Genomic DNA, 1,523 nt, shown 5'->3' with positions numbered 1-1,523 from the left:
GATCACCACCGGCGGTGGCGCTGTCGTCCGCAACTGCCAGCTTTCGGGCACCATCACCACCAACCTGGTTATCCCGCGTCGCGCCGGCACCGTCTATTCGCTTTCGGGCCGCGTCCAGGTCGGCATCGATGTCGGCCCCACCGCCAGCACCGGCACCCCCGCCATCCTGACCATCGAGCCGGGCGTGACCTTCTTCGGTTCGTCGGGCGCCGACTTCCTGCTGGTCAATCGCGGTTCGCAGCTGTTCGCCGAAGGCACCGCCGATCGTCCGATCATCTTCACCGCGCGTGACAACATCACCGGCGCAGCAACGGCCAACTCCAAGGGCCTGTGGGGCGGTGTCGTGATCCTCGGCCGTGCGCCGCTGTCCGACTGCGCCACCGGTTCGCCGACCAATCCCGGCGGCACCCGCACCGATTGCTCGGGTGTGGTGGAAGGCACCAACGCCAATTATGGCGGTGCCGTCCCGACCGACAATAGCGGCCGCATCGCCTTCTTCCAGGTCCGCTATTCGGGCTTCGAAGTCCAGCCGGGCAACGAACTGAACGGCATCACGCTGGCAGGCGTGGGCTCGGGCACCTTCTTCCAGAACGTGCAGGTCTATAACAGCTCGGACGACGGCATCGAATGGTTCGGCGGACGCGTCAACGGCCGCAACCTGGTCGGGCTGGGCAATGACGACGACACGTTCGACATGGATCTCGGCTACAAGGGCTTTAACCAGTTCCTGCTTGGCATCCAGACCGCCAGCGCCAACCACGTGATCGAAGGCGATTCGAACGGCAACGAGCAGGCCGAACCGCGCACCGCCTGGTCGATGTCGAACGCGACCTTCGTTTCGACCCAGACCACCAATGACGAAGCCGCCATTCTGCTGCGTGGCGGCATGGACTTTGCCGCGTTCAACAGCGTCATCACCGGTCCCGGCTGGTGCCTCGATGTCGACTCGGCCGTGACCGTGCAGCCCACCGGCACCGCGGGTGCAGGCGATGAAGCTGGTCCGCCGCGCTTCGAATCGGTGTTCCTGAGCTGCCCCAACGCCTTTACCGACGATGGCAACGTCACCGTCGCGGCGATCCAGGCGCTGTTCACCGGTGGCACCAACAACATCACCAACGGCACCTCGACGCTGTCGGGCATCTTCATCAACGGCGCGAACGAAACCGCGCGTCCGGTGTTCAACGTGACTGCGATCAACAGCTTCTACACCGCCGTGACCTATATCGGCGCGGTGCGCGATGCGGCCGACACCCGCTTCCAGGGCTGGACCTGCGGCCTCTACAGCTCGACCCCGGCCTGCACCGCTGTGCCGAGCATTCCGACCACCTGATTGCAGACCGCTGACCGGTTCCGGGGCGGCGGCGAACAAGCGCCGCCGCCCCTTTTTTGAATTTCTGGAGGGACATATGGCGAAGTTCACGCCGCTTTCATTCGCTGCATTGCTGATGGTCAGCTCGGCGCTGGTTTCGCCGGCGGCCTTTGCCCAGGAAGCGCCTGCGCCCCAGGCTGATGCTCCCGCCGCA

Annotated in this window: 1 protein-coding gene; it reads left to right on the top strand. The window is 65.2% G+C overall.

The annotated features are described in order from the left end of the window. Position 1: 1 nt before the first annotated feature. Positions 2–1,330 (top strand): hypothetical protein, encoded by a 1,329-nt coding sequence (locus AX735_RS26175; RefSeq protein WP_066284872.1) that lies wholly within the window; start codon positions 2–4, stop codon positions 1,328–1,330. Positions 1,331–1,523 lie beyond the last annotated feature (193 nt).

It is taken from the genome of Blastomonas sp. CCH1-A6 (assembly GCF_001556365.1).
GTDB lineage: Bacteria > Pseudomonadota > Alphaproteobacteria > Sphingomonadales > Sphingomonadaceae > Blastomonas > Blastomonas ursincola.
This window is presented reverse-complemented; position numbering and strand designations above follow the sequence as displayed.